General features: G+C 70.2%; 14 protein-coding genes. 8 read left to right on the top strand and 6 right to left on the bottom strand.

Annotation, left to right across the window (positions count from 1 at the left end; translation table 11 throughout):
• The first annotated feature begins 33 nt into the window (after positions 1 to 33).
• Both ACH4DZ_RS32060 and ACH4DZ_RS32065 read left to right on the top strand, forming a co-directional pair.
• Positions 34 to 2,088 (top strand): glycoside hydrolase, encoded by a 2,055-nt coding sequence (locus ACH4DZ_RS32060; protein ID WP_398291039.1) that lies wholly within the window; start codon positions 34 to 36, stop codon positions 2,086 to 2,088.
• A gap of 40 nt (positions 2,089 to 2,128) precedes the next feature.
• Positions 2,129 to 2,416, top strand: a complete 288-nt coding sequence (locus tag ACH4DZ_RS32065; RefSeq protein WP_398291041.1) for a hypothetical protein — start codon at positions 2,129 to 2,131, stop codon at positions 2,414 to 2,416.
• Between the two features lie 100 nt (positions 2,417 to 2,516).
• Here the strand turns inward: ACH4DZ_RS32065 and ACH4DZ_RS32070 are convergent, their stop codons facing one another.
• Positions 2,517 to 2,693 (bottom strand): hypothetical protein, encoded by a 177-nt coding sequence (locus ACH4DZ_RS32070; protein ID WP_210893339.1) that lies wholly within the window; start codon positions 2,691 to 2,693, stop codon positions 2,517 to 2,519.
• A 287-nt stretch (positions 2,694 to 2,980) separates the two neighbouring features.
• Here ACH4DZ_RS32070 and ACH4DZ_RS32075 point away from each other — a divergent pair, with 287 nt between their 5' ends.
• Positions 2,981 to 3,415 (top strand): ATP-binding protein, encoded by a 435-nt coding sequence (locus tag ACH4DZ_RS32075; RefSeq protein ID WP_107017340.1) that lies wholly within the window; start codon positions 2,981 to 2,983, stop codon positions 3,413 to 3,415.
• 123 nt (positions 3,416 to 3,538) lie between these two features.
• Here ACH4DZ_RS32075 and ACH4DZ_RS32080 read toward each other — a convergent pair whose 3' ends face one another.
• Positions 3,539 to 4,018 carry an ATP-binding protein gene (locus tag ACH4DZ_RS32080; protein ID WP_398291043.1) on the bottom strand — a complete coding sequence of 160 codons (480 nt, stop codon included), beginning with the start codon at positions 4,016 to 4,018 and terminating at the stop codon, positions 3,539 to 3,541.
• Positions 4,019 to 4,251: 233 nt separating this feature from the next.
• A complete protein-coding gene (locus ACH4DZ_RS32085; RefSeq protein ID WP_398291045.1) occupies positions 4,252 to 4,623 on the bottom strand; it encodes a PRC-barrel domain containing protein in 372 nt (123 codons plus the stop codon).
• Between the two features lie 282 nt (positions 4,624 to 4,905).
• Between ACH4DZ_RS32085 and ACH4DZ_RS32090 the strand changes: the two genes are divergently transcribed.
• Together ACH4DZ_RS32090 and ACH4DZ_RS32095 are read left to right on the top strand one after the other, a co-directional pair.
• Positions 4,906 to 5,076 carry a hydrophobic protein gene (locus ACH4DZ_RS32090; protein WP_189767457.1) on the top strand — a complete coding sequence of 57 codons (171 nt, stop codon included), beginning with the start codon at positions 4,906 to 4,908 and terminating at the stop codon, positions 5,074 to 5,076.
• Positions 5,077 to 5,151: 75 nt separating this feature from the next.
• Complete coding sequence (locus ACH4DZ_RS32095; RefSeq protein ID WP_398291047.1) at positions 5,152 to 5,724, top strand: Dps family protein; 573 nt, start codon at positions 5,152 to 5,154, stop codon at positions 5,722 to 5,724.
• 104 nt (positions 5,725 to 5,828) lie between these two features.
• On the opposite strand, the gene ACH4DZ_RS32100 is transcribed toward ACH4DZ_RS32095, so the two are convergent.
• From ACH4DZ_RS32100 to ACH4DZ_RS32110, 3 genes are all read right to left on the bottom strand, one after another.
• Positions 5,829 to 6,773, bottom strand: coding sequence for an anti-sigma factor RsbA family regulatory protein (locus ACH4DZ_RS32100; protein ID WP_398291049.1), 945 nt, complete (start codon positions 6,771 to 6,773; stop codon positions 5,829 to 5,831).
• Between the two features lie 291 nt (positions 6,774 to 7,064).
• Positions 7,065 to 7,343: a DUF5133 domain-containing protein gene (locus ACH4DZ_RS32105; protein ID WP_398291051.1), complete on the bottom strand. Its 279-nt coding sequence runs from the start codon at positions 7,341 to 7,343 to the stop codon at positions 7,065 to 7,067.
• 95 nt (positions 7,344 to 7,438) lie between these two features.
• Entirely contained in the window at positions 7,439 to 8,302 is an 864-nt protein-coding gene (locus tag ACH4DZ_RS32110; protein WP_398291121.1) for a SigB/SigF/SigG family RNA polymerase sigma factor, read from the bottom strand.
• 483 nt (positions 8,303 to 8,785) lie between these two features.
• Between ACH4DZ_RS32110 and ACH4DZ_RS32115 the strand changes: the two genes are divergently transcribed.
• The 3 genes from ACH4DZ_RS32115 (at position 8,786) to ACH4DZ_RS32125 (ending at position 16,991) form a co-directional block, all read left to right on the top strand.
• The gene (locus ACH4DZ_RS32115; RefSeq protein ID WP_398291053.1) at positions 8,786 to 9,664 is read left to right on the top strand and encodes an RNA polymerase sigma factor SigF; all 879 of its coding nucleotides are present in this window, start codon (positions 8,786 to 8,788) and stop codon (positions 9,662 to 9,664) included.
• 441 nt (positions 9,665 to 10,105) lie between these two features.
• Positions 10,106 to 14,383, top strand: coding sequence for a HAMP domain-containing protein (locus ACH4DZ_RS32120; protein ID WP_398291055.1), 4,278 nt, complete (start codon positions 10,106 to 10,108; stop codon positions 14,381 to 14,383).
• Between the two features lie 220 nt (positions 14,384 to 14,603).
• Positions 14,604 to 16,991: a SpoIIE family protein phosphatase gene (locus ACH4DZ_RS32125; RefSeq protein ID WP_398291123.1), complete on the top strand. Its 2,388-nt coding sequence runs from the start codon at positions 14,604 to 14,606 to the stop codon at positions 16,989 to 16,991.
• Positions 16,992 to 17,062 lie beyond the last annotated feature (71 nt).

Genomic DNA, 17,062 nt, shown 5'->3' on the forward strand with positions numbered 1-17,062 from the left:
GCGCAGCGACCACACCTCAGTTGGGAGCACACGATGGCACGCCGTACCCGCAGCAGACGTCTCCTCGGAGCCGCCGGACTCACCGCACTGGCCACAGGGGCCGCCCTGACCCTGGCGCCCCCGTCCACCGCGCAGGCCCCGGCGGCGGACACCCCGTCGGTCACCGTCCGGCCCGACCCCTCGTACGAACAGCAGAAGTTCGAGGGGTGGGGCACCAGCCTGGTCTGGTTCGCCAACGTGACCGGCGGCTATCCGAAGGAGATACGCGAGAGGCTCGCGAAGCTCCTCTTCGGGGACGACGGGCTGGCGCTGAACATCGCCCGGTACAACATCGGCGGTGGCAACGCCCCGGACGTCAAGGACTATCTGCGGCCCGGTGGTGCGGTGGAGGGCTGGTGGCAGGCGCCGGCCGGCACCACCCGCGAGGACACCGACTGGTGGAGCGCCGACGATCCGGCCGACTGGAACAAGGACGCCGACGCCACCCAGCGCTGGTGGGTCGACCGGATCAAGGACGACATCGACCACTGGGAGACCTTCAGCAACTCCCCGCCGTGGTTCATGACGAAGAGCGGCTATGTGTCGGGCGGCTTCAACGCCACCGAGGACCAGCTCAAGACGGAGTCCGTGGACGACTTCGCCGCCTATCTGGCGGGCGCGACCAAGCGCCTGGAGAAGGCCGAGGGCATCAAGGTCGACACGATCGACCCCTTCAACGAACCCAACACGAACTACTGGAGCACCCGTCTGGGCGCCGACGGCGAGCCCGTCGGGGGCCGGCAGGAAGGGGCGCACATCGGCCCCGAGCTCCAGCAGAAGGTGATCGCCGCCCTGGCCCCGGCGCTGAAGAAGGCGAAGGCCAAGGCGGACATCTCCGCGATGGACGAGACCAACCCGTCCATCTTCGCGCAGAACTGGAACACCTACCCGCAGGAAGTGCGGGACCTGGTCGGCCAGTTGAACGTCCACACCTACGGCACCGGCCAGCGCACCACCGTACGGGACCTGGCCAAGGCGGCCGACAAGCCGCTGTGGCAGAGCGAGGTCGAGGGCGACTGGGGCGACGGGCAGAGCTTCACGGACATGCGGCCGGGACTCGGCCTCGCCCAGCGCATCGTCGACGACCTGCGTGAACTGGAGCCCAAGGCCTGGGTGTTCTGGCAGCCCGTCGAGGACTACGACAACATGAAGCCGGGCGGTGAGTCCGCCAAGGGCGGCAACTGGGGCAGCATCCAGCTCTCGTTCAACTGCACCTCGAAGGACACCCTCAAGTCGTGCCCGATTTACACGAACACGAAGTTCGACACGGCCCGCAACTTCACGCACTACATCAAGCCCGGTGACCGGCTGATCAAGACGGACGACACGTCCAGCGCGGCGGCCGTCTCCAAGAAGGGCGACGGAGCGACGGTCGTCCACGTCAACAGCACCACCGAGTCCCGCGCGGTCACCGTCGACCTGTCGAAGTTCGGCAAGGTCGGCCGCAACGCCACCGTCACCCCCGTGGTGACCAGTGCCGACGGCAAGCTGGAGCGTCACCGGGCCGTCAAGGTCAGTGACCGCAGAGCCACCTTCGCCGTGCCCGCCCAGTCCGTGACCTCCTTCCTGGTCAGGGGCGTCTCGGGCGTCGCGAAGGACGCCGCCGAGCTGCGCGAGGGCCACTCCTACGAGCTGACCGGCGTGCAGAGCGGGAAGGCCCTCACCGTCGCCGACAACGGCACGGGCCTCGTCATCAGAAGCGCGACCGCCGACGCCGCGGGACAGCAGTGGAAGCTGCGACAGGTCTCCGGCGACACCGGCAACCGGCAGCGGTACGTGTTCAGCAACCCCGTGGAGGGCAGGCGGCTGGCCGTCCGTGACGGCGCCCCGGTCCTTGAGGCCGACACCGGCCCGCGCGACAGGGCCACCCAGTGGATCATGTCGTCGACCGGCGACGGCACCTGGACCCTGGTCAACGCGGCGACCGGACGACTCCTCGAAGTCGGCGGCCAAGCGACGAACGAGGGCGCGGCCGTGACGCTGTGGACACCCAACTCCGGCACCAACCAGCGCTGGAAGGTCACGGAGGTGTCCAACCCGGCGGCCTAGCCGCCGCGTTGCGTGTGATTCCGTTCCCTACGATGATCGGGTGACCAGGGACACCGTGTCGGAGCCGGGCGTCGCAGCCTGCTCCGACGCCGACGCGCAGACAGAGACCGTGAAGACGGAGTCCGGCGCCCGGGCGGAGCGGTGGCGCTCCACCGGCTCGCCGGGGCGATGGGCCGGCTGGGCCCGCTCCTGGCGCCGCGACTGGCGGGCGGGGGCCGTGGTGCTACTGATCGTCTATAACTTCGTCTGCTTCTTCCCGATCTACTCGGGCGCGACGATCCCGTACTCCGACCGGCACTCCAGGATGTGGTGCGACACCTGCACATGACCGTTCGTACCGGCCACGACGCGAGGACCGCACGGCGACAGGAAAGTCGCCATGCGGTCCGTTCTCGTGCTGTGTGCGAGCCTTGGCGGTGTCTCGCACCTCACCGCCTGCGGCTCCTGCTCCCCCACCCGGTGCCCACCCCGGCGACGTGCAGTGCCAGCACTGTCAAACCGATGAGCATCACGTTCGTCGATGTGAAAGTGTCGTTGGTCGCGATGTCCGCGGCGTTGATCAGAAACGCGATGAAGAACAGGACTGCAGCTGCTATGCCGAGCACGGATTCTCCTCTTTCCGGTTGCGGGACGGGAGCGGCTCCCGTCCCAGACCTCCGTGTGCCCCGGCCCGGCCGAAACAGACGTGGGAATCAGCGGCGGACAAGCACCCATGAGTCGGTCCGATCGTGGTACTCGGCGATCACACGGGAACCACCAGAGACCACCGCGTTCCGGTTCACCTACCATCCCCACCGGACCCGGACGAGTAAGGCCCTCGCCGTCGGGAAGCAGCAGCGGTGGAAGCAAAGGATCAGCACAGCCCTGTGGGGAGTGGGCTGGGGAAGGCGCAATGGCGACCGAGCCGCGTTGGGACGACAAACTGCCTTCTGAGGAGATGTACACCCGGACGACCACCTTCCCGGGCGAGCTGCCCAACGTGACGGGCGCACGACTCGCCGCGGAGGAGTTCCTGCTCGCGCTCACCCGCACCTCGCCACCGGCCGCACCGGAACACTGGGACGACATCCTGCTGGTCGTGACGGAGCTGGCGGCCAATGTGGTGCAGTACGCGCCGGGCCCGTTCGAGCTGCGTCTGCGGCGTACGTTCGACGGCGTGCACGTGACCATGCGCGACACCAGCACCACACCGCCCGCACCTCGCCCGTTCCATCCCGGCCGGGGTGACGGGGGTGTCGGGTGGCATCTGATCCACACGCTGTGTGATCAGGTGAGCGTGGTGGTGACCGACAAGGGCAAGGACATCCATGTGTTCCTGCCCTGGTGAGGACCGCCGCCCGGCAGGGAACACCGTTCCAGGACGGCCTCGGACGCGATCGCCCGAGGCCGTCGGCGTGCCGGTCGCCATACGTCGGAGCCGTACATCGGAGCCGTACGCCGGAGCCGTACGTCAGAGGAGCGGCACCAGCACGCTGACGGTCTTGCCGCCTCCCGGACGCGGGTCGACGGCGACGTCGCACGCCAGCCGGAGGATGACCGGCCAGCCGTAACCGTTGCCGTGGTGCTTCGTCGGCAGGCTTCCCGGGCCGAAGGCGGCGGCGGGGACGACATCGCTGTTGTCGTGCACGGCCAGCCGCACTCCCCGGAGCGTGGGCGTCACCTCGAATCCGGCCAGCCCTCCCCCGTGCCGGACGGCGTTCGCGGCCAGCTCCGAGACGACCAGCGAGAGATCGATGAGGGCCGCCTCCGTCGCCGTGCGGTCGGCGCTGTTCCACTGTTCGAGCACCACGCTCCGCGCGTACGCGCGGGCCATGGCCGCGGTCGTGATGGGGGCCGGCGCCGCCGCGTTCGCGGCCGGGGCCGGCGCCCATGACATCACCTCGGGCGGACTGGTCGCGGACGCGACGGTGGTCGTGTCGGTTCGGTCCATATGCGTCGTGTCCCTGCGGTCTGGTTCTTCGGTGCCCGGTGCCGGCCCGGAGCCGCCAAGCGGCTTCACGGACCGGTCACCGTCCCCGGCACCGCCTTCACCTGCGCCTCGTCACGGGGACGAGTGGCTGCGCGGTCGTGATCGGCGTCATCGCTGTCTCCTTGCTCCGCGCCCTCTGGGGATCCGCCTTCCCGCTGAATCCCCATCCATTGCGGCGGACGCGTCGCACCGGCTCAGGTCGTGGACGTCTGCCGTGGGGGCAGGCTCCGGTAGTAGTCGCCGACTCCGGCGAGATAATCGGGGTCCAGCGTCTCGCGGTCGGTCCTGAACCGGGGCGCGGCCTTGATCTCGTCCTCGGTGCACGCCACCTTGATCTCCTGGGCCTCCGGGTCGACGGAGGTGACCAGCCCCACAGGTATCAGGACGCTCCTGCCGAACACCCAGACACCGGTGTCGACGATCAGATGCCGCATCCCGGATTCGTCCACCTGCCGGTCCACGTGCCCGATGGTCCCGTCGGCCGCGGCGACCGTGAACCCCGTGAGCAGCAGTCCCTCCGCGTATCCGCTGGCCGGTGCGTACGACCAGATTCTGTCGGTGGTCACGTCGCTGCTTCCTTCCCGTGGTCGAGTTGCGAACGGAGCACCGCGGGCGGTGTGCGCCGCCCGCCGTCCTCCTGGGGCAGCCAATACCCTGTTGCCCGGACCGCATTCCCGGCGGTTTTCCCGCAGCGGCCATCGGGCCCGCCATCGCACGGGTCGGTGCAGGTCCACACGGAGGCCCGTACGAGATGGCGGAGGTCCGTAAGGGAAAAGCGTGCCGCCTTCGAAAAGTGCAGGCGTACCACCGGGAAAGCAGGGAACCAGCAGTCCTGGAGGTTGATAACAATGGTTCCCATCATTCTTGTTCTTCTGCTCGCCCTTCTCCTTTTCGGTGCGGGTTTCGCGCTCAAGGCTCTGTGGTGGATCGCAGTCGTCGTGCTGGTCGTCTGGCTGCTCGGCTTCGTCGTGCGGCCGACCGCCTCCGGTGGCCGCCGCGGTCGCTGGTACCGCTGGTAGGAGGGCCGCGAGCCCTCGGACACCGGCCATCGCGCCCGCCACCTCGCACCATGAATTCCCAGGGAGGAATGAGAAATGACGTCGTCTCGAACCGAGCCCAAGTACACCGTTCCCGGACTCAGTGTCCAGGACGGCGGGAAGGTTATCGAACTGCTCCGCCTGCGGCTGCACGCACTCAATGACCTCTCGCTCACGCTGAAGCACATTCACTGGAATGTGGTCGGCCCGCATTTCGTCGCCATCCACGAAATGCTCGACCCGCAGGTCGACCGGGTCCGGGCCATGGCCGACGACACCGCCGAGCGGGTCTCGGCGCTGGGCGGGGTGCCCGTGGGGACTCCCGGCGCCCTCGTCGCCGAGCGGACCTGGGACGACTACGACGTGGGGCGCGCGGACGCGATCGCCCATCTCGGCGCCCTCGACCTGGTCTACACCGGCATCGTCGAGAGCCATCGTGCGGTGCTGGCCGAGGTCGGCAAGTTCGACCCGGTGACGGAGGACCTCCTCATCGAGCAGCTGCGCTCCCTCGAAAAGTTCCAGTGGTTCGTGCGCGCCCACCTCGAAAGCTCCGGTGGCGACCTCGCCACGGCGGGCGCCCACACCGAGCATGAGGCCGCGCGCTCGGCGCACGAGGACGGGGCCCGATAGCGGGGCCGGCGGCGCGCAGGGGCCCGGATCCGTCGCGGATCCGGGCCCCTGCGCGCGCTTTCTGTGCTTTCTGTGCTTTCGGTGCTTTCGGTGTTTGGGGTGCCTCAGACGCGTGAGAGGTAACTGCGGATCGTCGTGCCGACGTCGCCGGTGTGCAGGCGCACCAGATCCGAGAGGTAGTGCACGAGCAGCAGGCCACGGCCGCCGATCTGGCCGGGATGCGCGGGGCGACGGCCCGCGAGGGGGTCGGCCAGCTTGCCGAAGTCCTGTACCTGGCAGACGATCTGCTCGTCCTCCGCCCACAGGCGCAGGGTCCCCGTGCCACCCGCGTGCACCACGCTGTTCGTGGTCAGCTCGGCGACGACCAGGGCGAGATCCTGCAGACGGACCGCGCTCATCCCCCGCTCCCTCGCCTGCCCGAGTGCGAAGTCACGGACGGCGGGCAGCGCTTCCGCGTCGTAGCGGAACGTCGCGGCGCCGGGCAGATGGGACAGCGGTTCGTTGCAGCGCGCGAGCACCTCTTCGGGGTCGTACGTCTCGCTGGCCCACTCGCGTCCCCCGGTGATGAGGACCGGGTGGGTGGCGTGGGCGTCGGCGAGCACGCCCTTCGACAGGGACCGGGCGTCGTACGGGCACAGGATGGTCACTTCCCGGCCGCTGAACGCCTCGTTGATGAGGGCCTCGTGCTGGACGCAGGCGGGATACTCCACGGCGGTGCGGCCGGGCCAGACCGGCTCACCGATGATGCGGACGCGGACGCCCGTCCGGGCGTCCGCGAAGGCTCGCAGGACCGAGGGGATGATGCGGCCGGGGTTGCGGCCCGCCAGGGTCATGTCGACGAGGTGCACGGCTTCCGCCGCCGGGCCCAGCGCCGCCGTGATCAGTTCGAGCCGCGCGGCGGGAGCGGCCACCGCCACGGGCTCCGAGGTCGCCAGCCCTTCCCGTATGAAGGGAACCGTGCCCGCCAGGTACTCCTGGTCGTCACGGTAGAAGAGCGCGGGGTGCACGAAAGGCGCGCCGGTCGTCGGCTCGATGGCCGTCGTCGTCACGTCGGCACTCCTGTCGGGGGCAGTACGGCACGGCCCTTCCGGCGGCTTTGCCGCGAGGTCCGGACGGCGTGGGCGGCGTGCGCCGGACGTGCCGGCGGCCGGGTGGTTCGCGTCGGTTCGCCGTCGTCCGACGGCGGCATCGACGACGAGCTGTCCGTGCTGTCCCTCAGGTCCACCGGTCTCACCCCGGGGCCCACCCTACGCCGTCGCACGGACGTTCCCTCGTCACTCGGGTGTTCCCCGCGCACGCGGCGGGCCGGCCGCACCCTGTGCGGCCGGCCCGAGGACGCGCTACGCGACGGCCTCACCCGCGTCATGGGACTCGGCGGCCCCGGGCCCGGTGGGCCGCAGGGGTGTCGGTGCCGCGGGACCCTGCGCGGCGGCGATGTGGCCGCGCGCCTTCTTCAGCGCCAGGTTCACATCCCGGGTGCCGGTCGACACGCAGAGGGTGTAGGCGAGGTCCTGCGCCCGTTGGCCCGCCTTCACCGCGCCGCTCCCGGCCTGCTGCGCGACGAGCGCCTCGTACTCCCCCACGAGCTTGCGCAGGGTCGCGGGATGGGGCATCAGCATCCGGTTCACTCCTTGACCACCCGATCGTGGGTCCACCGCCGGTTCGGGAGGGCCGGGCAGGGCGCCGCGTGCGTCGTCGGGACCGCGGTGGCGCATCACGCGGCTCCCGTCCCGCCGTCGGCGTCCCCGCGGCCAGGGCGGGCCTGTGCGCCCAGCGCCTCGTCCCGCACCCGTGCGCAGCTGCGGGTGATGAGCCGTGAGACGTGCATCTGGGAGATGCCGAGCTGGTCGGCTATGCGGTTCTGCGTCATGTCCTCGAAGAAGCGCATGTACAGGATGTTCCGCTCGCGTTCCGGCAGCCGGCGCAGTCCTTCCTTCGCCGCTTCGCGGTCGACGACCATGTCGTAGGAGGAGTCGAGATCGCCCAGGGTGTCCGCGAGGCTGTAGTTGTCGTCGGCGGACGACAGTTCGGCGTCGAGGGACAGGGTGCTGAAGCTCTCCATCGCCTCCATCCCCGCGCTGACCTCGTCCTCCGTCAGCCCGGCGTGCGCCGCGATCTCGGCCGTCGTCGGCTCGGGGGCACCGGGGTTCATCGCGAGGTCGCGCCGGGCGATGCGCACCTTGTTGCGCAGCTCCTGGACCCGGCGGGGCACCCGCAGCGCCCACATGCGGTCCCGGAAGTGCCGCTTCACCTCACCGGTGATGGTGGGCACCGCGTAGCTCTCGAAGGCCCCGCGGGAGGGGTCGAACCGGTCTATCGCCTTCACCAGGCCGACGGCCGCGACCTGGCGCAGATCCTCTATGTTCTCGCCCCGGTCGCGGAACCGGCCGGCGATGCGGTGGGCCATGGGCAGCCACGCCTTCGTCAACTCGTCACGGACCGCGTCCCGCTCGGGCCCCTCCTCCAGGGCGGCCAGCCGGGCGAAGTCGGTCGCCGAGTCAGGAGCGTCGTCGTGCGGGTGCCTCGCTGTACCGGTCCGGGCCGAAGGGCCCGGCGCGGCTGTCGTGACGGTGGACATGGACCGGGCCTCGGCAGGTACGGACTCCTCCGGGCTGTTTATCGACAAGTCGATGCTCATGCGGATTCGCTCCTGAACAAGTGGCGTGCGAGGGGATGCCGCAGGGACGATGACTTCCGGGGATGCCGGAGGGCCACCGCAGCCGGCTGAGCCGTTTCCTGCGGGCGTGCCTCCGGTCCGAAGCACGAAATTCCGCTTGCCCTTGTCTCCGGAGAGGAAACACCCCGTCTTGAAATCGACGGCCCGTCACGGCGGCGTACCGGCGCCGCCCCGCGTGGGAAACGGCGCGCGGCCCACCCGTGCGTACCGTCGGCGGCCGGCTCGTGCGAGAGTTCTCCGACGAGGGCGGACCCGATGCGGAGCGGCGACTTTTGGCCAGATCCTCAGTGGCCCCGATCTCTTTCGGAATGGGGTGGCATGAGCCGCGAGAAGCAGGGCACACGGCGTGTGTCATCAACAGCGACGGTGAGTGGGGTGGACGGCATGGCAGCCGTGACGGCAGGCGGGGCAACGGCCACGGCGCAGGGAACCAGGACTACGGACGAGACGGAACTCCCCCTCATCGAGGACCCGTCGCGCGTCCGGCCGAAGGACGCCCGCGAGCTGTCGCGGCAGTTCTTCGACCGTCTGGCCGTGCTGGAGGAAGGCACCCCCGAATACCAGTACGCCCGCAACACCCTGATCGAGATGAACCTCTCCCTCGTCCGGTACGCGGCCTCCCGCTTCCGCAGCCGGGGCGACTCCATGGAGGACATCGTCCAGGTCGGCACGATCGGACTGATCAAGGCGATCGACCGCTTCGAGCTGTCGCGCGAGGTGGAGTTCACCTCCTTTGCCGTCCCCTACATCGTCGGCGAGATCAAGCGCTTCTTCCGTGACACGAGCTGGGCCGTCCATGTGCCGCGGCGTCTGCAGGAGGCCCGGGTCGAACTGGCGAAGGCCACGGAGGAACTGCGGACCCGGCTGGGCCGTGCCCCCACCACCGCCGAGCTGTCCCATCTCATGTCGCTGCCCGAGGCGGAGGTCGTCGAGGCCCGCAAGGCGGCGAACTGCTACAACTCCTCCTCGCTCGACGCGGCCCTGACCTCCGACAACGGCTCGCACGGCGAGTCCGTCCTGGCCGACTTCATCGGCGAGGACGACCGGGCGCTCGAACTCGTGGAGGACCTGCACTCGCTGGCACCCCTGGTCGCCGAGCTCGACGAGCGTGAGCGCCGCATCATCCACCTGCGGTTCGTCGAGGAGCGCACCCAGGCCGAGATCGGCGAACTGCTCGGTATCTCCCAGATGCATGTGTCGCGCCTGATCAGCCGCATCATCAAGCGGCTCCGCGTCGGCCTGCTCGACCCCTCGGTGGCCTGACGCCCCCAAGCCCCTCCTGACCGGCATCCCCCCGCCGGTGACCGAGCCCGCCGTCGCGGTCCCCACGAGCCCCCGCTCACCGGATCGCGACGGCGGGCTCGGTCGTGCGATCCGCCGGCCGGGGACCCGCCGGTCTCGGCCGTCGTTCCGTCGGATCCGGGCGCCGCGTCACCCTCGCCACAGCACCCTCACATCACCCGGACACCCCTCTGGCCTCGGCTTGTCCCCGACTTGGCCCCGCCTTGTCCTCGGCTTGGCGATTTTGGCACCACACTTTGTTCACAACCTCACTTACGGGTTAGCCTGCGGCGTATTTCCTCGTCCGGCGACCCCGTGCAACAGGATGTCCGACGAGGATGTGGTCCGGCAGTGGGCCTGTAGTTCCGAGTCCCTTTCGCACAGGTTGCACAGGGACCCAAGAGGCATGGAACGAGGGTGCGCATGACCAGCCAGACGACCGACACAGTCGACCGCACGCCGGGCGACCAGGAGCTGCGACAGCTGCTGGCCGGCCTCACGGCCGTACGGGACGGCGACTTCGGTACCCGTCTGCCGGACGACGGAGACGGCCTTCTGGGCGACATCGCCACCGTGTTCAACGGCATGGTCGACCAGCTGTCCGTGTTCACGTCCGAAGTCACCCGCGTCGCGCGCGAGGTCGGCACCGAAGGCACCCTCGGCGGCCAGGCGGAGGTGCCGGGCGTCTCCGGCACCTGGGCCGATCTCACCGACTCGGTCAACGCCATGTCGGGCAATCTCACGACCCAGGTGCGTGACATCGCCCAGGTGGCGACCGCGGTGGCCAAGGGCGATCTGTCGCAGAAGATCGACGTGCCGGCGCGTGGCGAGATCCTGCAGCTCAAGGAGACCGTCAACACGATGGTCGACCAGCTCTCCGCGTTCGCCGACGAGGTGACCCGCGTCGCCCGCGAGGTCGGCAGCGAGGGACGGCTCGGCGGCCAGGCCCAGGTGCCCGGCGTCGGCGGTGTCTGGCGCGATCTCACCGACTCGGTCAACCTGATGGCGGGCAACCTCACCGCGCAGGTCCGCAACGTCGCCCAGGTGACGACCGCGGTGGCCAGGGGCGACCTGTCCCAGAAGATCACCGTGGACGCCCGCGGCGAGATCCTCGAACTCAAGAACACCATCAACATCATGGTCGACCAGCTGTCCGCCTTCGCCGACGAGGTCACCCGCGTCGCCCGCGAGGTCGGCACCGAGGGACGGCTCGGCGGCCAGGCGGACGTCAAGGGCGTCAAGGGCACCTGGCGCGACCTCACCGACTCGGTGAACTTCATGGCGGGCAACCTCACCGCGCAGGTCCGCAACGTCGCCCAGGTGGCGACCGCGGTGGCCAGGGGCGACCTGTCCCAGAAGATCACCGTGGACGCCCGCGGCGAGATCCTCGCCCTGAAGGAGACCCTCAACACGATGGTGGACCAGTTGTCCGCCTTCGCCGACGAGGTGACCCGGGTGGCCCGCGAGGTCGGCACCGCGGGCAACCTGGGCGGTCAGGCCACCGTCCGCGGCGTCTCGGGAACCTGGAAGGACCTCACCGACAACGTCAACGTGATGGCGTCGAACCTGACGGGCCAGGTCCGCTCGATCGCCCAGGTCGCCACGGCCGTGGCCCGCGGCGACCTCAGCCAGAAGATCACCGTCGAGGCCAAGGGCGAGGTCGCCGCCCTCGCGGACGTCATCAACACGATGGTCGACACGCTGTCCGCCTTCGCCGACGAGGTCACCCGCGTCGCCCGCGAGGTCGGCACCGAGGGCCGCCTCGGCGGCCAGGCCCAGGTGCCGAACGTGGCGGGCACCTGGAAGGACCTCACCGACAACGTCAACTCGATGGCCAACAACCTCACCGGCCAGGTACGCAACATCGCCCTGGTGACGACGGCGGTGGCCAAGGGCGACCTGTCCAAGAAGATCGACGTCGACGCCCGGGGAGAGATCCTCGAACTCAAGACCACCATCAACACGATGGTCGACCAGCTCTCCGCCTTCGCCGCGGAGGTCACCCGCGTCGCCCGCGAGGTCGGCAGCGAGGGACGGCTCGGCGGCCAGGCCGAGGTGGAGGGCGTCTCCGGCACCTGGAAGCGCCTGACGGAGAACGTCAACGAACTCGCGGGCAACCTGACGCGGCAGGTGCGCGCGATCGCCGAGGTCACCAGCGCCGTCGCCGAGGGCGACCTGACCCGCTCGATCACCGTCGAGGCCTCGGGCGAGGTCGCCGAGCTCAAGGACAACATCAACTCCATGGTGGAGTCCCTGCGCGAGACCACGCGGGCCAACCAGGAGCAGGACTGGCTCAAGACCAACCTCGCACGGGCCTCCGGCCTCATGCAGGGCCACCGGGACCTGTCCGTGGTGGCCGAGCTCATCATGGACGAGCTCGCGCCCCTCGCCTCCGCCCAGTACGGCGCGTTCTACCTCGCGGAGGAGACGGGGAACGGCAGCGAGCTGCGGCTCGTCGGCTCGTACGGATATCCCGACGAGGACGACCGGCCCGACCGCATCCCCTTCGGCCGCTCCCTGGTCGGCCAGGCCGCGCGCAGCCGGCGCGCCATCACCGTCGACGAGCTGCCGCCGAACTACGTGTCCATCTCCTCGGGGCTCGGCCGGACGGTGCCGACCGCCCTGGTGGTGCTGCCCATCATGGTCGAGGACCAGGTGCTCGGAGTCATCGAGCTGGCCTCGGTCACCCGCTTCACCCAGATCCACCTGGACTTCCTGGGACAGCTGATGGAGACCATCGGCGTCAACGTCAACACCATCGTGGCCAACGCCCGTACCGATGAACTGCTCGACGAGTCCCAGCGGCTGACCGCCGAACTGCAGGCCCGCTCCGAGGAGTTGCAGGTCCAGCAGGACGAGCTGCAGCGCTCCAACGAGGAGCTGGAGGACAAGGCCTCGCTGCTGGCCGCGCAGAACAGCGACATCGAGGCGAAGAACCTGCAGATCGAGCAGGCCCGTCAGGAGCTGGAGACCCGGGCCCAGCAGCTGTCGCTGGCCTCCAAGTACAAGTCGGAGTTCCTGGCGAACATGAGCCACGAACTGCGCACCCCCCTGAACAGCCTGCTGATCCTCGCCCAGCTGCTGGCACAGAACCCGTCCCGCAACCTCACGCCGAAGCAGGTCGAGTACGCGGGCATCATCCACTCGGCGGGCTCCGACCTGCTCCAGCTGATCAACGACATCCTCGACCTGTCGAAGGTCGAGGCCGGGAAGATGGACGTCAGCCCCGAGGTCGTGCCGCTGCGCCAGCTCCTGGAGTACGTCGAGGCGACCTTCCGCCCGATGACGACCCAGAAGAGCCTCGACTTCACCGTACGCACCGCGCCCGGCGCACCCGCCGACCTGCTCACCGACGACTCCCGGCTGCGCCAGGTCCTGCGCAACCTGCTGTCGAACGCGGTCAAGTTCACCGAGCAGGGCGGCGTCGAGCTGCGGATCGAACCGGCGGCCGACCACGAGGTGCCCCGCGGAGTGTTCCGCGGCGGCACCATCGTCGCCTTCCGGGTGCAGGACACGGGGATCGGGATCCCCGAGCAGCATCTGGAGACGATCTTCGGCGCCTTCCAGCAGGCGGACGGCACCACGAGCCGCAAATACGGTGGCACCGGTCTCGGCCTGTCCATCACCCGCGAGATCGCCCATCTGCTCGGCGGTGCCGTCACGGTCGACAGCACGCCGGGCCAGGGCAGCACCTTTACGCTGTTCCTGCCCGTGGCGCGCCCCGACTTCGAGAACCTGGTGATCGGCGACCGCATGCTGGAGCCCGCGCCGGACGCGTCCTCCTCGCAGGAACCGGCGGCCAACGCCCCGGCCCAGGGTCCGGCCGGACCCGCCAAACGCCGGCGGCGCCGGCTGCTCGTCGTCGAGGAGCGGCAGCGCGGGCTGCTGACCCTTGTCGCGGAGAGCGCGGTCTCGGACGTCACCCGGGGCCAGGACGCCGGTGACCCGCGCGGCACGGTCGACGTCATCACCGCTTCCGGAGCGCACGAGGCGGCGAGCGCACTGGCCGCGGGTCCCTGCCACTGCGTCGTTCTCGAACTCGGCATGCCCGGCGGTGAGGCGCCCCGCTTCCTCGACGCGATGCAGGGCGACGCCGCGCTCGCGAACGTTCCGGTGCTCGTCCACAGCGGCCACCGCGCGGACCTGGCGCAGGAGCAGGAACTCCAGGCCCGTTCCGGCACCCGTGCCCTGGAGTTCCTGTCCAGTCTCGACGAACTGCGGGAACGCATCGCCCTCCACCTGTCGGCCGAGGAACTGGGGGACGTGCCGTCCCTGGCCCGCGTGGAGGAGCCGCAGTCCAGTTCGCCCCGGGCCGTCGAGGACGCCTTCGTCGGCCGTACGGTTCTGGTGGTCGACGACGACGCGCGCAACCTCTTCGCGCTGAGCGGGATCCTGGAACTCCAGGGATTCCACGTCCTGCACGCGGACAACGGCCGCAAGGGCATCGAGACGCTGGTCAACCACCCCGACATCGCCCTCGTCCTGATGGACGTGATGATGCCGGAGATGGACGGCTACGCCGCCACGGCCGAGATCCGCAAGATGCCCCGGTACGCGGGGCTGCCCATCATCGCCGTCACGGCGAAGGCGATGCCCGGTGACCGGGAGAAGTCACTCGCTTCCGGAGCCAGTGACTACGTCACCAAGCCGGTCGACACCGAGGACCTCATCGCCTGCGTCCGCCGTTGGCTGCCTGCGTGAGCGACCGCGCCCGGCCGTGTGTGCGCACCGGCCGGGCGCAGGTCCCCGCGACCCGCCCCCATGGGCATCCCCGCCGAGGAGCAAGGGCATCGTGAGCCTTCCAGAAGAACACCCTGATCCGGCCGACGAGACCGGCCACGACGCCGTCGCCGACGCGAACGCGGACGCAGGCGCAGACGTAGATGTAGATGTAGATGGCGATGTGCACGTACACGCGGACGTGGACGTGCCGGAGGGCGAGCGGACCGCCCTCACCACCAGCTACCCCGTGGGCAAACTCGCCGCGACGGTGGAGCGGCTGCGCCGTGAGGTGCGGGCCGCCCAGGCGGAGGCCGACGGGCGCGCCCTGATCGAACTCGCCAAGGGCATCCTCGTCGAGCGGCTGGGATGCGGCCCGGCCCAGGCCGCCCGCCAGCTCGCCGAGCTGGCCGAACAGGCGAAGGTGACACCGCTCGAACTCGCCGTCGACGTCATCAACCAGTCCGCCCGCGACCGCCTGTCGGACGTGGCCGGCGCCTTCCTGGCCGGCGCGAAGGGCGACGAGGGCACAGCCGCGGACCGCCGGGAGAGGGAGCGCTCCGCCGCGGTACGGCTGCGGGAGGCCGAGAGCGGCGCGCTGGCGGCTCCCGACACACAGGCCGTCGCCGACTCCCTCTTCCATCACGCGCTGACCCCGCTCGGCGCGGTGGCCGTGGCCATCTGGACCGCGGGGACCGACGGTTCGCTGACGCTCGCGGGCAGCGCCGGGTTCTCCCCCGCGGAGGCCGGACGCTGGCGCTATGTGCCCCCCGGGGTGGTGACGGTGGCCCGTACGAGTCTCACCGAGCGCACGGGGCAGTGGATCGGCTCCCTCGCGGAGACCGGCCTCCCCTCCATCGGCCAGCACCACTTCCCCGACGGAGGAAGGGCCGCCCTGCCCGCCGGCACCGGCGGGCGGGTCCACGGCGTCCTCGAAGTCGTCTGGCCCGCTCCCCTGGAACCGCAGTCGCCCCAGGTGATCCGCCAGGTCGAGGCACTGGCGGAACTGTGCGCCCACACACTGGAGACGTACGCGTTCGTGCACGGCGGCGACACCGTCAGCGAACCCCGTGTCCTGCCGGACGCCGCCGAACTGGTGGACCTCGCCGACGGACTGCACGATCCCGCGCTGGTCCTCGTCCCGTACCTCGACGACGGACATCTCGTCGACTTCCACATCCATCACGTCAACAGCCGTTTCCTGGATCCGGCGGGGCGGCCACGCGGCCTCGTCAACGGCGCCCTGCTCCTTGAGGCCTATCCGATGGCCGCCGGGGAGAGCGAACTCTTCCAGCGGGTCGAGCGCGTCTACGCCACCGGGGAGCCGTTCCGCGCGCAGCGCATGAACCTCACGGCTCTCGTCGACCAGGTGACGCTGGCGTCCGTGGCCGACATCAGCATCAGCCGCCACGGCAACAGCGTGCTGCTGATCTGGCGCGTCGAGGACGAGACGGCACGGCTGGCGAGCCTGCTCCAGCACGCGCAGCGCCTGGGCCGCATCGGCGGCTTCGAGGAGAACCTGCTCACGGGTGAGATCACCTGGAACGGCCAGCTCTTCAGCCTGTACGGCAGATCGCCGTCGAGCGGTCCCGTGCCGCTGGAGGAGCTGGCCCTGCACGCCCACCCGGACGACGCCGTGGCCATCGGCCGCTTCCTGCGCACCCTGCTCCACCACCGGCGTCCGGCAGCCGCGGCCTTCCGGCTCCAGCGCCCCGACGAGGTGACCCGCCACATCCGCGTGGTGGCGGAACCGGTGCTCGACGCCGACGGCCGGCCGTTCGTCCTGCGCGGGGCCTACCAGGACATCTCGGCCCAGCACTGGACGGAGGTCGCGCTGGCCGCCACCCGGGACCAGCTCGCGCACTCCGAGCAGCAGGCGGCCGAACGCAACCGGCTGACGCTGCAGTTGCAGCACGCCATCATGCCCCCGACCCGGGCACCGCTGCAGGCTCCCCGGCTCGACGTGGCCGTCCGCTACCGGCCCGCCGAGACCGAACAGCTCGTGGGCGGCGACTGGTACGACGCGGTCGTGCTGCCGTCCGGTCTGGTGCTCCTGTGCGTGGGTGACGTGGCCGGGCACGGCATAGAGGCCGCGACGAGCATGGTCGTGCTGCGGAACGCCCTGCGCGGGCTCGCGGTGACCGGGGCGGGCCCCGGCCAGCTGCTGACCTGGCTCAACAGCGTGGCGCACCATCTGACGGGTTCCATCACCGCCACCGCGGTCTGCGGCATCTACGACCCGGACAGCCGTACGTTGCGCTGGGCCAGGGCGGGTCATCTGCCGCCCGTACTGGTGCGGGACGCGGAGGCGGTGTCCCTGCCCCTCCTCAAGGGCCTGCTGCTGGGCGCCGTGCCCGATGTGGTGTACGGCGAGGACGAGGTGCAACTGGCGGTCGACGACACGCTGTTGATGTACACGGACGGCCTGATCGAGCGGCGGGACCGCACGATGGAGGAGTCCATGACCCAACTGCTCACCACGGTGCGCACGGCGCCGTGCACGCTCGACCAGCAGCTGGACCGGCTCCTCACGTACAGCAGGTCGGACACCGACGACGACACCTGCATCGTGGGCATCCGCGTGTCGTAGCCTCCGCACCGACCATGAACGAGAAGGTCCGCATGCGGCGGCGAAGCCGGGGTAGACGCGCGGGCATGTGC

The organism is Streptomyces sp. NPDC017991 (assembly GCF_044328075.1).
In the GTDB taxonomy this organism is placed as follows: Bacteria; Actinomycetota; Actinomycetes; order Streptomycetales; family Streptomycetaceae; genus Streptomyces.